Origin of the sequence: Streptomyces sp. NPDC002698, assembly GCF_042888945.1 — a bacterium.
Taxonomy (GTDB): Bacteria; Actinomycetota; Actinomycetes; order Streptomycetales; family Streptomycetaceae; genus Streptomyces.
Window position 1 is genome coordinate 350,139 of sequence record NZ_JBIAQM010000002.1, and the last position, 15,435, is coordinate 365,573.

Sequence of the window (15,435 nt, forward strand, 5' to 3'; positions counted from 1 at the left end):
GGCTCCGGCAGCCTATGGACGGCTTCGGAGGAACACCCACTCTGCGGCCCCCGTCGCAACCCGCCCCCTGGTCACGGCCACCCCGGCGACGGCTGTGACAGCGCGCCGGTGACGGCCAGGTCAAGTCAGGTCAGGTCAGGTCAGGAGGGCTTCGTCGCGGTGACGGCGATGACCGTCACCTTGTTGTCGCACTCGGCCAGCACGCCGTCTTCGAGAGCGAGCTGGTGCGCTCCGCTGGAGGGGAGACCCACCACCAGGGTCGGGTAGGTGACCGGAGTGGTCCCGGACACGCAGTAGCCGTCGGCCTCGCCCTGCACCTGGACGAAGGTCATCTTGACCCAGGCCTTCGCGGCGGGTGCGAGCGTCACCTTGGACGAGGAGCCCGTCCTGGTCACGGTCAGCGGGTGGTTCTTCTCGGGGGTGCCGTTCGCCGCCCCGGCCACGGTCGGATACCCCTCGAGGGCGCACGTCGCTCCGGACATGTTGGTGAACTCGACGATCGCGGCGCCCGTTCCGGTGCCCGGGGGCCGTACGTCGGCCTGGTACATGAACGCCTTCATGGACTCCGCCGCGCACGTCCTGGTCTTCGTCGCCGGTGTCGTGGTGGCGGTGGCGGTGGCGGGGACCGATGCCGGGGCCTTGGGGGTGGAGTCGCCCGCGGGTTCGGCCGAGGCTCCCGCCCCGCCGGACGGCGCGGTGGGAGCCGGGGAGCCGGAGGACGGGGCCGTCGGCTTCTTCGCCGTGCCCGACGGCGAGGCGCTGGAACCCGCGCTGTCCGGGCCCGGCTGGCACGCGGTCATGAGGAGGGCGGCCGCGGACATGGTCGCCATGGACAGTGCGGCCCCGCGGACACGCGACCCGAAGTGCATCCCATACAGCATGAAGTCCCCCGATTGCGATGTTCAGGTGCCGGACGTTCACCGGCACTCGTCGCTGTAGATCGCCGGACGGCCTCCGTGGTTCACGCGCGCACAGGCCTGTGACACGACGGTGACGCCGCGGGTACCGGTCACCGGGGCCGCTCGCCCGGACGGGACTTCTCGTCGTTTCCCAAGGTCAGCGACAGGCGCTGCGCGGTGGTCGACGTGGAGGCGAACTCCCGGCAGCCGACCACGGCCCGCGTGACCCCGGTCGCGGCCCTGATGAGGTCCAGCCGGGCCGTCGGGCCCGCGCCGGTGACGAGACGGGCCTCCGTCCATGTCGTGGTCGCGCTGACGTCCGTGCGCCGGGTGCGCTTCCCGGTCAGCAGACGTGTCGTGGCGTCGACGGACGTGGTGCGCAGGACCGGGACCTCGGGCAGGTCGGCCGCCAGCGTGCCGTCGTCGCGCAGTGTCCAGCGGGCCCCGCGCAGGCGGTCGGCCACCTCCTGGGCCTGGGAGCGGGTTCCCGAGAGGGGATCGGCGGAGGTGACACCGAGCGTGCGGAAGGTGCGTGATCCCCGCGCGTGGTCCGGGTCCCCGCCGGACGGCGACGGCTTCCCGGGCGTGAAGGCCGGGAGCCCCGTCGGACGGCTCGGATCGCGCGGTGCGGCACGGCTGGGGCACGCCGCTGTCGCCCCGGCCCCGGCCCCGGTTCCAGACCCGGTGCCGGCACCGGCACCGTTCTCGGTTCCGGCACCGCCACCTGTTCCGGTTCCACCAGCGCCCGGTACCCGCGTGGCCGGGGCGGTCGGCCCCGCCGGGTCATCGGCGAAGACTCCGCCGGCCGGGCGGGAGGCGAGGGGCAGCAGCCCGACGAGCAGCAGGACCGCCGGGAGGAGAACGGCCGCCGCGTACACCACCGCGGACCGGGCCGGTGCGGGCCCGACCGGCTCAGGCTCGACCAGCTCAGGCCGAACCGTCGCGGACCGGGCCGACGCCGACCGGTCCCCCCGTGCCGGGCGCGCTCGTGTCGCCGTCGGCCAGACCAGCGCGACGGCGAGCGTCGCCCACCAGGCGGGCTGCCCGGCCAGCGACTCATGGGCCAGCGCGAGGACCTGGCGGGCGGCCCGGTCACCGGACGCGCCCAGCAGCACGTACGCGGGAAACGCGCCCAGCGTCGTCAGCAGGAGCTGGGCGAACAGGGCCAGCGGCCACAGCAGGGTCGACAGGAGCCGGCCCCGGGTGGTCTCCGCTCGCGACACACACCAGACGCGCATCCTGACGGGCGGGTGGTAGAGCCGCGCGAGGCCTCCGTGATCGCCCTTCTCGAGGTGCCGCAGGGCGCGTACGACGGTGTCGGCGCCCGCGGCCCGAGCCGCGAAGCGGTCCGCGGCGAGTTCCGCGGACCACAGCGCCGCCACCACGAGGAGCAGCACCTTCGGCACGCTCTGGAGGACCAGCACGACCTCGGCGAGCGTCAGGACGGCGGTCGCGTGGCCTGTGACGAACAGCAGCGTGACCGGCAGGACGACGAAGCCCGCGAGGACGTACGGCCAGACCCGGACCAGGGCGGTGAGGGGGCTGCCGAGCCCGGTGACGTGCTGCTCGCCCCGGCGCAGATGGCCGAGTTCGTGCAGGAGCACCGCTCGGGCCGCCTCGGTGTCCGTGTGCCACAGATGGACGAGCGGGGCGAAGACCCCGATCCGAGTGGTGCGCCGGCCACCCGGGTAGACGCGGGCGGAGAGTCCGTCCAGCGTGCTCAGGCGCAGCCGGGTGCCCGGGGCGTGCGCGTGGACGAACTCCGTCATCGCGGTGGCGAAGTGCGGCTCGGTGATCCCGTCCCGGCTCCCGGGTGCCGCCGGAGGCGCCATCAGCGGGTCGTCGGGGGCCAGGAGCCCGTAACGGCGCTCGACGCGACGGCAGCGTGCCCGTGGGGCGAGGAGCGCGAGGACCGCGGCGAGCAGGAAGAACTGGGGCAGGAGCTGGACCAGGCTGAGCACCGCGGTGACGAAGCGGCCGCGTCCGGCCTCACCGAACCGGCCGAGACCGGTGCCCACACCGAGGCCGTGCCCGATCAGCGCGGGAAGCTGGGCGAGGAAGAGCGCCAGGGTCAGCCACAGCCAGGGCGGCGGCCCCCACGACCGGGCGGGCCCGAGCGGCGGCGGCCTCGTCATGACGCCGTACGGGACCGGCCCGCGCGCCGGGACGATCGGCGGACCGGTGCGGCCGACGGCGTACTCACCCCTGGTTCGTCCCCTCCGGACCGGGCCGCGGCCCGTGGGGGGTCGTACGGGGCCGGCCCGCGCGAAGGAGCAGGCCCGACGCCGCCGAACGCAGTCGGCGCAGCTTCCCGCACCGGGTGCCCGGGCCGCGCAACGGCGGGGGCGGCTCGTCGCCGACCAGTACGTCGAGGAAGGCCGCGGCTTCCTCCGGATCGTCCTCGGTGACCAGCCGGGCGATGAGCCGCGCCGTCAGTTCGTCGGCTTCGGCCGGGGCCAGCCCCCGGGCCCGGAGCCGCCCGCTCATGCGCAGGGCGGCCCGTACGACGTCCGCGGTGGGAGCGGCCGAACCGGGGGCCGCGCCGCCCGAGGGAACGGCCGTCCCCGGCAAGGCTCCGGATATCGCTCCTGGCGACGCCGCCGGCACATCCTCGTCGTCGCCGTCGGCCCCGCCGTCCCGGTCGCCCCCACCGTGCCGGTCGTCGCCCGGCACGACCCGCGGCGACGGCGGTGGTCCCGGTGACGGCGGCGATGACGGTGGTCCAGGCAACGGCGCCGGTGGCGGTCCGGCCGTCCCGTCGCCATCCGGTAAGGCCGTGCCGTCGTCCTCCCCCTGCCGCCCGGTCACGGCCTCGGCGCGCCGCTGGGCCCGTAACCCGACCAGCAGTCCGGTCGCGGACAGGAGGTTGTTCAACTCGGGGCTGCCCAGGGCCGATTTGAGGGACTCGGCGGCGTACGCGAGCCCGTCCAGCACGGCGGGAAGGACGGCGACCGCTCCGCCGCCCATGCCTCCGGGGGCCTGACCGGGCGAGGAGAAGAGGTTGCTGCGGGGAGCGCCGCCCGCGGCGTACGCGCGAGCGGTCTGCGCCGCGAACCCGCTCTCCCCGGGGGCGGCCCGTTCGGCGATCCGTATGCTCCAGGTGTCCAGCCGGTCCGGTGTCGTCATCCGGACTCCCCCGGTGCGGTCGCCCCGCTCTCCCGCCGTCCCGTCATGGCCGTCCGCGGGAAGGGGGCCGACAAGGGGGTCACGAGGCCGTGCCGTCGAAGGTGAACTTGAACGCGACCACGCCGTCGGTGGTGCTTCCCTCGGCGGTGAGCGACGCCCCGGAGCTGTCGAGGCGGCCCGTGAACGTGGTGCCGGCGGCCAGCGCGTGCGGGAAGCCGCCGGGCATCTGACCGAGGTCGGAGCGGCAGGCGACGAGCAGGCCAGGCCAGTTGAGCAGGTTCAGGACGACGGCTTCCCGGGCGTGCGGATCCGTGAGCCGTGCGTCCAGCTCGCCGTCGGACCAGTCGATGTTCCAGTACGTCAGCAGGAGATGGGGATCCCGGTAGTTGCCCGCCAGGTCCTGGCTCGAGACGGTGCTGACCGACGACGACCGGAAGGACACCGCGCCCGCCTGGGAGGCGTAGCCCGCCGCGAACAGCATCGAGAACGGGTTGCTCTCGGTCTGGTCACCGCCGGACTCCGGCCGGCCCAGATCGAGGGTGCTGTTCATGGAGTAGGTCTGGCTGCCCGCCAGGCGCCGGGACCCGTCGGTGGAGCAGTAGTCGTAGATGTCGACCGTGATGCTCGCGCTGCCGCTGTACGCCTTGCCCCACAGCGCCGACGCCTCCGAACCGCCGGCCGGCACCGGTTCCTGGGAGGTGGCCGTCGTGGCCTCCTCCGTGGTGGGTGTCTCCGTCGGCGTCGCCGCCTCGCTCGTCGAGGGCGTCGCCTCGGGCGTGGACGCGGCCGCGGACGACGGCGCCGCGGACGCCAATGTGCCGGCGGACGCCGTCGAGGCGCCGGCCGTCGCCGTGCCGTCGTTCCCGCATCCGGCCAGGGACGTGCACAGGAGCCCCGCGCAGACCGTCGCGACCAGCCGGACCCGGACAGTTGTGGGCACTCTTCGAACCCGCGTCATGGCAGCCATGACACTCCCCTCCCCGCACCGGGCAACCCCCCACGAGCACCCGGACATGCGGGACATTACGCTGCGGGGCCACGCCCTCAACCGCCACGAAGTCCTTCGTTACCGTTTCGTGCCTGGCCGCAGTTTCGCACCGGGCGACCCTCGCCGGACCTGGCCCCGCGGTCGCCGCCGCCGCCGGGCGCCGATCAGGTCCCCGAGCCCCCTGCCGCACCGGCGAACGGCCACCCCGCGCCGTAGAATGATGATTTTGTGGACCAAAAGGATCGAAAAGGACACAGTCCGCGACATGACCTCCGCCGGTGACTCAGCCGTCGACGGCGCCCCCGGACACGGGGGTGCCCGTCCGGAGACGCGGAGGTGATGGCCGGTGACCGCCCCCACTCCGCTGATGGTCGTCGACGGCACGGGAGTCGTCCTCCGGTGGAGCCCCCGGGCGCGCGAGATCTGGCTGCGGTCGGACTCCGAGGCCGTGGGACGGACGGCCCTCGCCCTGGTGGCACCCGACATCGGGAACTCCGGCGGCGACTCCGGCTACGGCACGAGCCCCGGGGCGGGCCCGCTCGTCATCCATGACGTCGACGGAAACCCGGTCGACCTCCGCGTCCAGGTGGTGCCGCGCTCCGACGGCACGGTCGCCTGGGGCGTCTTCGAGGCGGACGGCGATGCCGCCCGCCTCGACACGCCGACCGCGGTCTTCGACATCCTGCACGCGAACACGCACGAGGCGTTCTTCGTCCTGGACCCCGCGCTGCGCGTCCTCAGCGTCAACGAGGCGGCCCGCGCGCTGGCCGGCGTCACGGCGGACAAGGCTCTCGACCGGCCGGTCGGCGATGTGATCCGCCCGACCCGTCCCGAGGAGTTCGAGGACCTCCTGCGGGGCGCCCTCACGGAGGGCACCTCGGTCACCGACCACTCCGTACGGCTCGAACCGGCGGACGCCTCGTCCCGGGAGCGCTTCGCGGACATCTCGGCGTTCCCCCTGAGGGACGCGCGGGGCGTGGTCGTCTCCATGACCGACGTCACGGAGTCCGTGCGGAACAACAGACGTGTCCAGGCCCTCGGTTCGGTACGAGAACGGGTCGGCCGGAGCCTGGACGTCGTCACGACCTGCCAGGAACTGGTGGACGCGCTGGTGCCCGGCTTCGCCGACATCGCGGTGGTCGAAGTGGTCGACGCGGTGGTGCGGGGCGAGGATCCTCCGCTCAGCCCCCTCGGGCGCGACATCCCGCTGCGCCGCGCGGCCTTCCGTATCGAGGGCCCCTCCCACAGGGCGCAGGCCCACCCCGTCGGCGACGTGCGGGCCGTGCCGTCGCCGACCCCGTACTCACAGGTGCTCAGCGATCTCCGGCCACGAACCGTCACGCTGGACAGCGGCACCCCCTGGCTGGACGCCGACCCGGAGCGGGCCCGCGCCATCCGCGCCTCCGGCGCCCGCGTGCTGCTCACCGCCCCGTTGACGCTGCGGGGCACCGTACTCGGGCTGCTGAGCCTCTATCGCGTACGACCGTACGACGACTTCGACGAGAACGATCTCGCCGTCACCGAGGAACTGGCCGCGCACACCGCGCTGAGCCTCGACAACGCGCGCCGCTACACCCGCGAGCACACGATCGCGGCGGCGCTGCAACGCCATCTGCTGCCGCCGGAGCCCCCGTCGCAGACGGCCGTGGAATTCGCGCCGCTGCACATCCCGGCCGACGCGGGAGCGGGCACCTGGTACGACGCCTTCGGTCTGCCCGGCGCCCGTACGGCCCTGGTGATCGGGGAGGTCAGCGGAAGCGGCATCGACGCCGCCACGGCCATGGGCCAGATCCGGACGGTGATCCACACGCTCGCGGCGCTCGACCTGGACCCCGACGAACTGCTCGCCCGCCTCAACGACGCGGTCGTACGGCTGGCCCACGAGCGGGAGGCCCTGCCGGCGAGCGATCCGCTGCACCAGCAGCCGCTCAGGGCCGGCTGTGTCTACGCGATCCACGACCCGCTCCAGGAAGCCTGCGTCATGGCCTCCGCCGGCCATCCCGCGCCCGTCGTGGCCCACCCCGGCGGTGTCGTGCACGTCCCGCAGATCCCGACGGGCCCCCTTCTGGGCAGCCGGGACGGGCCTCCCTTCGCCACCGCCTCCGTCCCCGTGCGGGACGGCAGCGTACTCGCGCTGCGCACGACGTCGTTCCCGGTCCCCGAGGGCCCGGACGGCGACCGGGCGAAGGACGCGCTGCGCGTCGCGCTGGGCCGCCTGGACCGCCCCCTCGGCGAGGTCCGGGACGACGTCCTGTACCGGCTGCGCGACACGACGGGCCATCACGACGTCCTTCTGCTGCTGGCCCGCACCCGGGCCTTCCCGCCGGACCGCGTCGCCACCTGGTCCCTGGACTTCGCGCCCACGGCACCGGCGACGGCACGGCACCACACCCAGGAACTGCTCCGCAGGTGGCGGGTGGGCGAGGAGACCGCCTTCGCCACCGAACTGATCGTCAGCGAGCTGGTGACCAACGCCCTGCGGTACGGAGCGCCGCCGATCCGGTTGCGGCTCATCAAGGACGCCACGATCACCTGCGAGGTCAGCGACGCCGGCGGAGCGGCTCCGCGCCTGCGCCACGCACGCACGGCCGACGAGGGCGGACGCGGCCTGTTCATCTGCGCGCAGATGAGCCACAACTGGGGCATCCGCTACTCGGCGCCGGGCAAGACGATCTGGACGGAACAGACGCTGCCCTAGGGGCTAGGGCTCCCCAGGGCCGGACAGCCAGCCGTCCGGAACGGGTCGCCGGACGCGGGGTTCGGGATGCGGGGTACGGGGGCGGCTTGCGGCGTCTACCGTGCCGCCAGGTCGGCCGCGACCTCGCGGGCCGCGCGGGCTCCCGACGCCAGCGCGCCCTGGACCGAGCCCGTGGCCCGGTGGTCCCCGCACACATAGCGGCCGGGAGCCACACGGGCGGTCCGGCTGAGCGGCTGCGGGGGCGGCATCGCCGGCAGGGCGTCGGGAACGGTACGGACGGTCAGCAGGTCCCACCGCGCGGTGTCGGTGCCGTACACCTCGGCGAGCGCGTCGCGCAGCCAGGTCTCCCGGCCCTCCTGGTCGTACCCGAGGACCGAGGTGGCGATCAGCGACATCCCGGGCGGGGCGTACCCGCGGACCACCTCGCTCAGGACGCAGGTGTTGAGGAAACGCCTTCTGGTGTCCGTCAGCAGGACGGGTTCGGCCAGCGGTGAACGGGTCGCGGCGTGGTAGTACGTCGTCACGACGCGGTAGCCGGGGAGGCCCAGCCCGGGCAGCAGCCGGGCGGCCGGTCCCGGCCCCGTGGCCACGACCACCGCCCGCGCGGCGAGTTCGCCCCCGGCGTCCACCTCGACCCCGTCGTCCGTGAGCCGTGCGACCGGGGTGCCGAGACGTACGGCGTCCGGGGGCAGCGCCTCGGCCAGCAGGCGCGGCACCGCCCCGATGCCGGCGCCGGGCAGGCACAGGGTGCCGCGCAGCATGCTGCGCCAGACGAGATGGAACACCCGGCCGGAGGTCTCCAGCTGGTCCTCCAGGAAGACCCCGGACAGGAAGGGCCGGAAGAACCGCTCCACGAACTCCTCGGAGAATCCGGCCGCAGCCAGCGCGGTGCGGGTCGTACGGTCCTCTCCGCGCCGGAGCCATCCGGCGGGGGCGAGCATGTCCCGGCCGGACAGGGCGGCCAGCGCGATCAGGTCACGGGTTCCCGCGAGGCGCCCCGGGCGCAGGTCGCCCGGCCGCCGCCGGCCACGGGTCGGGTCCTCGAAGCGCAGCGGCCCGTCCTCGGTGTGGACGAGGATGCCGGGCGTGAAGGGCCGCAGTCTCAGCTCGCGCAGGGCGAGCCGGCGCCGGACCTGTGGATAGGACGTGTTGAAGACCTGGAAGCCGCGGTCGACGACGAAGCCTTCGTGCGAGTCGGAACGCATCCGGCCGCCCACCCCGTCCGAGGCCTCCAGGATCCTGACCCCGAAGCCGTACCCGGCGAGATCGCGGGCGCACGCCAGACCGGCGAGCCCGCCTCCGACGATCAGGACATCGGGCACACCGCGCTTCGCGGTCATGGGCACCATCCTCCGGGCAGCCGGTCCGTCCGCGCGCCGGTGGGCACGCGGAGGTGGTCCGGGCACAGGACGGCGGCCCCGCGCCGTCGCACGCGCCCTCCTGAACCGATCTTCCCGCCGGGCCCGCCCCGCGGATGCGGGGCCACGCCGGTGCCCCGCCCATTCCGGTCACCCTGGGTGGAATAGATGGATATCGCCCGATGTTCCCCTCATGTGGAGCGGAGCGGCCTCCGCACACAAGCGGCCCCGGCTGGTCTCCCCCGTCCAGCCGGGGTCTCCCGCTTTTCCCGGTCGCCCGGAGACAGCGGAAACCGCCGGTGCCCCCGGGCAGGGGGCACCGGCGGCCGGCGTCGCGTCAGTGTCCGGAGCCGTAGTGGCCGCCGAGCTGGTCGCGGTAGTGCGGATCGCCGAGATGCTTCTCCTTGTCGAATTCCGGAGCCGCCTTGATCTCGTCCTTGGTCCGGGAGACATGGATCGTCTTGTCCTCGTGACTGATCGCCGTGATCGTTCCGGCGGGCAGCAGGACCTCCTTGCCGAAGATCCAGACGCCGGTGTCGACGACGATGTACTGAGAACCGACCTCGTCGGAGTGCTTGTCGACCTTCCCGATATGACCGTCGGCGGCCTCCACCCGGTAGCCGGAGAGATCGTCGTCGGGCGTGTGCCCGCTGGTCGGGCCGTAACCCCAAAGGTTCTCGTTCACGAAGAAGTCCTCCAACTCGTCCACGGATACGCGCCGCGATCCGGAAGGATCCACGGGCGCGTCCTTCGGTGACCGGATCCCGGCCACCGTTTCCCGGCGCGCTTTCCGCCGGAGGTCGACGGGTGTCCCCTTCCGGGCCGTCGACACCCGCTCACCGGAAATTCCCCGAATTCCCTTCGCGTCCGCGGACAGCTTCGCGCCACCCCCGCCTCGCGCTCCGGGGGACGGAGCCACGGGCGCGGCGTCGGCACACGTTCTTCACAGACGCGGTTCGCGGTGGCCTGAAACCGACGACTCAGCCGAAAGTCGTCTCGGCTCGGAGCACCGACACTCCGGCGGGGCGGACCAAGGCGCTCCGGATGCGGTCGACCCCAGGCCGCGCAAGCACAGGAACGTTTCACTGGGTAGTCGATCGAACACCTGAAGTGACGATCGCATCGTCATCGCCGCATTCAATGATCACCCGTTCGGTGGACGCGCTTTTCCGTCATGTCTCGCGGCAAGCGCACGAAAGCTCCACAGAGACACCACTATGTGACCCGACGAACGCGTCGACGACCACGTCTGAGGGGGGCTGTGGCGTCGCGCCAGGGGGTGGTCGGCTCCATGGGAGCGGCACTCACCCCTGCCCGGGGAGGGGACTTCACCGCATGAAGCGGACCATTCGCGCGACCGCGCCCATCGCAGGCGCGCTCATCGCGTCCGGCCCACCGGCCGGCACCGCGCACGCGAACACCGCGCACGTACCCGACAACCACGACCTGCCGACGGGCGTACCCGAGCAGGTCCCCTACAGCCCGGACAACTGAGCCGCGCACCGACCGAAGATCCCGTCCGCGCCTCGGCGGACGGGACGGGCCCGACCACCCCAACCTCGGCCGTGGAGCACATCCATGCACGTTCCCCGCGGCGCGCGCAGCCTCAGCACGACGCGCGTCACCCTGCTCACCGAAGGCACCTACCCGCACAGTCACGGCGGCGTCAGTGTCTGGTGCGACCAACTCGTCGACGGGATGCCCGACTTCGACTTCGACGTCATCGCCGTGACCGGCACCGGACGTGAACCGGTCGTGTGGGACATCCCCGCGCAGATCACGGACATCGTCACGGTCCCCATGTGGGGGCCCGCGCCCGGAGGCCGCCCTGCGCGCGGGCGGCGCCGCAGGCAACTGGCCTCCGTCTACGAACAGTTCCTGACCGCTCTGGTCGATCCACGCGCCGAGGACGGGTTCGCCACCGCCCTGTACGCGATGGCGCGGGCCGCGGCGGACGGGACGCTGAGTCCCTTCCTGCGCGGCGACCGGGCGATCGGCGTCCTGACCGGAGTGTGGAACCGCCCGGGTCTGGCCGTCCGCGAGGCCCGGCCGACCCTGCACGACGCCATCACCGCGACCGCTCTGCTGGAGCATGCGCTGCGCCCGCTCACCGCACCGCTGCCCGAGCACGGGGTGGCGCACGCGGTCAGCGGCGGCGTCGCCGTGCTGCCGGGTCTGGCCGCGCTCGAACGGCACGGCGTCCCGCTGCTGTTGACCGAGCACGGCGTCTACCTGCGCGAGCGCTACCTCGGCTACCGCACCGCCCCGTACCGCTGGCCGGTCAAGGCGGTCGTGCTGGGCTTCTTCCGGCTGCTCGCCGAGGAGACGTACCGGCGCGCGGCCCTGATCACCCCGGGCAACCGCTACAACCGGCTGTGGGAGGAGCGGGGCGGTGCCGCGCCCGAGTCGATCCGTACCGTCTACAACGGCGTGGACCCGGCCGCGTTCCCGCCGGCCGGTCCCGAACCGGAGCGGCCGACACTGAGCTGGGCCGGGCGCGTCGACCCGATCAAGGACCTGGAGACCCTGATCCGGGCGTTCGCTCTCGTGCGGGACCGACTCCCGGACGCGCGGCTGCGGTTGTTCGGCGGCACCCCGCGCGGGGGCGAGGCCTACCGCGAACGCTGCGAGGCGCTGGCCGCCGAGCTGGGGCAGGCGGAGGCGGTCACCTTCGAGGGCCGTGTGGACGACATCAAGGACGCCTACGCCGCGGGCAGCGTCGTGATGCTCTCCAGCATCAGCGAGGGCTTCCCGTTCACCCTGATCGAGGCCATGTCCTGCGGGCGGGCGACCGTGTCCACGGACGTGGGCGGGGTGAGCGAGGCCGTCGGGGACAGCGGTCTCGTCGTCCCGCCGCGCGATCCTGCCGCCATGGCCGCCGCCGCGCTGGACCTGCTCGGCGATGCCGGGCGGCGCGCCTCGATGGGCGAGGCGGCCAGACTGCGCGTCATCGACCAGTTCACCCTGCGGCAGACGGTCGACACGTTCCGGACCATCTACCGGGAACTGTCGGCGCTCGGCGGGCTCGTCCCGGGCGTCCCCGCGACGGCCGACGCCCCGCTCGCGGTCCCCGGCGGCCTGGCGACCACGTCCACGTCCACGTCCACGTCGAGGAGCCTCGCCGGATGAGCGGACCCATGGCGCTGGAACCCGGCGGCACGGCGGGTGACGCGCTGTCCCTGCGGCTCGCCGACGCCCGTACGCCCGCCAGGTCCGCGTCCGGCCCCGGCGCGGACGGGGAGGCCGTCGACCGGCTCGCCGCCGAGCTGGCGGAGGGCATCGGACCGGCGGTCCACCCTTACGAGGTGGCGGCCCTGCTGGAGTCGGAGGGGCTGACCGCCGAGATCACCCAGGAACGGTACGGGCACACGGACCTCTTCTCGCTCGCCTCCGCGCTGTACGAGCGGGTACCTCGCACCTTTCCCGAGCCGCCGCGACCGGCCGATCCCTGGCGTCCGGACGCCGTTCGCTGCGGATTGCGCGGGGCGCTGTTCGCCCTGCCGGGCCTGGCCTATCTGCTGACCGGGCGGCTGTGGCACGCGGGCCGGGATCTCGACGTCCTGGTGGTGGCCGGCCTCGTCTCCTGGGCGCTCGGCCAGGCACTCGGGCACCGTGCCCACGTGCGGATGGCCACGGGCCGTCGCGAAGCGGGCCGGACCCTGCTCAAGGGGGCACCGCTCTGCGCGCTCGCCGCGACGGGGGCCGGGGCGCTGGTCGCCGGGTCCGGCACCGCGATCGGGGTCGCCGCGGCACAGTCGGTGTATCTCGCGGCGGCCGGAGTGCTGCTCGTCCTGGGCGGGGAGCGGCTGCTGCTGGCCGCGCTCGCCCCGCTGGTCGCCGGTGCGGCGGCGCTGCCCTGGTGGGACCCGGGGACCGCGGGGCGCGTCGCCCCGGTGCTGCTGTCCGTGCTCGGCGCGGCCGCCGCGGCCGGCTGGGCGCTGCGGTCCGCGTTCGGCGCCTCACCGGTCCCGGACACGTCCCGTCCGTCGCTGCTGCGGTCGCTGCCGTACGGCCTGTTCGGACTGTCCGCCGGGGTGCTGGTGCTGTTGGAGGGCCGGCAGCACCCGTACGCCGTGGTCGTGCTGACCGTGAGCATGGGACCGGCGGAGTGGCTGCTGTACCGGTATCGCGGGATGTCGGTGTCGGCGCTGCGGGCGACCGCGACTCCGGCCGCCTTCCTGTTGCGTTCGACCGGCGTCCTCGGCCTCTGTCTGCTGCTCTACGTGCTCCCGCTGCTGCCCGCGGCCCTGCTCACCGGCGCGGAGCCGGTCCCGCTGCTGCTGCTCGCGGCCACGTTGTGGACCGCGTTGCTGCTCCAGGCCTTCGGGGCGGCCTGGCAGCCGGCCGTGGTCTGCCTGGCGGCGGCCTGCGGCGCCGCCTCGGCCATCACGCTCCGTTCCCTGCCGGGCGCCCTCGTGCTGCCCCTGTCCTGCGGCACGGCCTGCCTGTGTCTGGCGGTCTGTGCCGTGCGGCTGCTGGGGCGACCGGCCCCGCACGCCTGAACCACCACCCCGCACGGCCCTTCCGGACGGATCCGGAGGGCCACCGTGCCTTCGTCCGCCTCACCCAACACCCAACACACGAACAACCAACCGGAAGGATCCACGAGTTGACTACCCAACCGCTCGCCGCCGTCACCGGGGCCGAGGGTTTCATCGGCTCCCACCTCACCGAAGCGCTGGTCGCCTCCGGGCACCGGGTGAGGGCCATGGCGCAGTACAACTCCTTCTCCTCGTACGGCTGGCTGGAGACCCTGCACCCCGATGTCCTGGACCAGGTGGACATCGTCCTGGGCGACGTCCGGGATCCGGGTTCGGTCCGCGCTCTGGCCGAAGGCGCCGACACCGTCTACCACTTGGCCGCGCTCATCGCGATCCCGTACTCCTACCAGGCACCGCACAGCTATGTGGACACCAATGTCACCGGCACCCTCAACGTGCTGGAGGCGGTGCGCGCGCTCGGCACCCCCCGGCTCGTGCACACCTCCACCAGCGAGACCTACGGCACCGCCCGGACCGTGCCCATCACCGAGGACCACCCCATCAACACCCAGTCCCCGTACGCCGCTTCGAAGGCGGGCGGGGACCGGCTGGCCGACAGCTACCACGCGAGTTTCGGCACACCGGTGGTGACGTTGCGGCCGTTCAACACCTTCGGTCCGCGTCAGTCGATGCGCGCGGTCATCCCCACCGTCATCGGCCAGGTGGCCGCGGGCGAACGCACCATCACCCTCGGCGATCTGCGGCCCACTCGCGACTTCACCTTCGTCGAGGACACCGCGCAGGCGTTCCTCTCCGTGGGCACGGCACCCGCGGACCGGGTCGTGGGCAGGACCTTCAACGCCGGTACGGGCGGGGAGATCTCGGTCGGCGACCTGGTGGCGCTGATCGGCAAGGTGATGGACACCGCCCTCGACGTGCGCGAGGACGCGGGGCGCGTCCGGCCGGCCAACTCCGAGGTGATGCGGCTGGTCGCCGACGCGACCCGGCTGACCGAGGCGACCGGCTGGATCCCCGCCCACGAACTGGAGCAAGGGCTCGCGCGGACCGTCGAGTTCTTCCGCGAACCGGCGAACCTGGCCCGCTACAAAACCGGCATCTACAACATCTGACCCCGACCGGCACGTCCCACGAAGGAAGAACCCCATGCACGCAGTAATCCTGGCGGGAGGCAAGGGCGTCCGGCTGCGGCCCTACACCACCGCCCTGCCCAAACCGCTCGTTCCCATCGGCGACCAGCACGCCATCCTGGAGATCGTGCTCCGCCAGCTCGCCACGTCCGGCTTCACGAGCTGCACCATCGCCGTGGGCCACCTGGGCGAGATCATCCGCGCCTACGTCGGCGACGGGGCCCAATGGGGCCTGGCCATCGACTACTCCACCGAGGAGAGCCCGCTCGGCACCATGGGCCCGCTGCTGACCATGCGCGACCGGCTGCCCGAGTCGTTCCTCGTGATGAACGGCGACGTGCTCACCGATCTCGACTTCGGCGACGTCCTGCTGCGGCACCGCGATTCGGGCGCGCCGCTGACCATCGCGACGTACGCGCGCAAGGTGCGCATCGACTTCGGTGTGCTGACCACCGACGACCGCAAGGTGGTCTCCTTCACCGAGAAGCCGAGCATGGACTACCGCGTCTCCATGGGCGTGTACGGTCTGTCGCGCTCCACGCTGGAGGACTACACACCGGGGCTGCCGCTGGGCTTCGACGAGCTGGTCCTCGACCTGCTGCGGAAGGGCAGCGAGCCGCACGCCTACGCGTTCGACGGGTACTGGCTCGACATCGGCCGCCCGGACGACTACGACCGGGCCAACGCCGAATTCACCACGCGCAAGTCGCTGTTGCTCAAGGGAGCCTGACCACCGC

12 protein-coding genes are annotated in these 15,435 nt (G+C 73.3%); 6 read left to right on the plus strand and 6 right to left on the minus strand.

The window, feature by feature from the left end; translation table 11 throughout:
• Positions 1-140: 140 nt before the first annotated feature.
• From ACFYW9_RS03935 to ACFYW9_RS03950, 4 genes are all read right to left on the minus strand, one after another.
• Entirely contained in the window at positions 141-869 is a 729-nt protein-coding gene (locus ACFYW9_RS03935) for a DUF4232 domain-containing protein (protein WP_389144349.1), read from the minus strand.
• 140 nt (positions 870-1,009) lie between these two features.
• Positions 1,010-3,034, minus strand: a complete 2,025-nt coding sequence (locus tag ACFYW9_RS03940; RefSeq protein WP_389144352.1) for a M48 family metalloprotease — start codon at positions 3,032-3,034, stop codon at positions 1,010-1,012.
• A 64-nt stretch (positions 3,035-3,098) separates the two neighbouring features.
• Positions 3,099-4,025, minus strand: coding sequence for a hypothetical protein (locus ACFYW9_RS03945; RefSeq protein WP_389144355.1), 927 nt, complete (start codon positions 4,023-4,025; stop codon positions 3,099-3,101).
• A 79-nt stretch (positions 4,026-4,104) separates the two neighbouring features.
• Positions 4,105-4,965, minus strand: a complete 861-nt coding sequence (locus tag ACFYW9_RS03950; RefSeq protein ID WP_389144358.1) for a hypothetical protein — start codon at positions 4,963-4,965, stop codon at positions 4,105-4,107.
• Positions 4,966-5,359: 394 nt separating this feature from the next.
• Here ACFYW9_RS03950 and ACFYW9_RS03955 point away from each other — a divergent pair, with 394 nt between their 5' ends.
• Positions 5,360-7,711, plus strand: coding sequence for a SpoIIE family protein phosphatase (locus ACFYW9_RS03955; protein WP_389144361.1), 2,352 nt, complete (start codon positions 5,360-5,362; stop codon positions 7,709-7,711).
• 95 nt (positions 7,712-7,806) lie between these two features.
• Here the strand turns inward: ACFYW9_RS03955 and ACFYW9_RS03960 are convergent, their stop codons facing one another.
• The gene (locus tag ACFYW9_RS03960) at positions 7,807-9,051 is read right to left on the minus strand and encodes an NAD(P)/FAD-dependent oxidoreductase (protein ID WP_389144364.1); all 1,245 of its coding nucleotides are present in this window, start codon (positions 9,049-9,051) and stop codon (positions 7,807-7,809) included.
• A gap of 355 nt (positions 9,052-9,406) precedes the next feature.
• Positions 9,407-9,754, minus strand: coding sequence for a PRC-barrel domain containing protein (locus ACFYW9_RS03965; RefSeq protein ID WP_351860659.1), 348 nt, complete (start codon positions 9,752-9,754; stop codon positions 9,407-9,409).
• A 650-nt stretch (positions 9,755-10,404) separates the two neighbouring features.
• Here ACFYW9_RS03965 and ACFYW9_RS03970 point away from each other — a divergent pair.
• From ACFYW9_RS03970 to ACFYW9_RS03990, 5 genes are all read left to right on the plus strand, one after another.
• Positions 10,405-10,563 (plus strand): hypothetical protein, encoded by a 159-nt coding sequence (locus tag ACFYW9_RS03970; protein WP_326783854.1) that lies wholly within the window; start codon positions 10,405-10,407, stop codon positions 10,561-10,563.
• An 84-nt stretch (positions 10,564-10,647) separates the two neighbouring features.
• Positions 10,648-12,198: a GT4 family glycosyltransferase PelF gene (gene pelF, locus ACFYW9_RS03975; protein WP_389144368.1), complete on the plus strand. Its 1,551-nt coding sequence runs from the start codon at positions 10,648-10,650 to the stop codon at positions 12,196-12,198.
• Positions 12,195-13,571, plus strand: coding sequence for a hypothetical protein (locus ACFYW9_RS03980; protein WP_389144371.1), 1,377 nt, complete (start codon positions 12,195-12,197; stop codon positions 13,569-13,571). The genes pelF and ACFYW9_RS03980 overlap by 4 nt, the downstream gene beginning before the upstream one ends.
• A gap of 107 nt (positions 13,572-13,678) precedes the next feature.
• Positions 13,679-14,680, plus strand: a complete 1,002-nt coding sequence (locus ACFYW9_RS03985) for an SDR family NAD(P)-dependent oxidoreductase (protein WP_351860665.1) — start codon at positions 13,679-13,681, stop codon at positions 14,678-14,680.
• A 34-nt stretch (positions 14,681-14,714) separates the two neighbouring features.
• Positions 14,715-15,428 (plus strand): sugar phosphate nucleotidyltransferase, encoded by a 714-nt coding sequence (locus ACFYW9_RS03990; RefSeq protein ID WP_351860667.1) that lies wholly within the window; start codon positions 14,715-14,717, stop codon positions 15,426-15,428.
• The last annotated feature ends 7 nt before the right edge of the window (positions 15,429-15,435 follow it).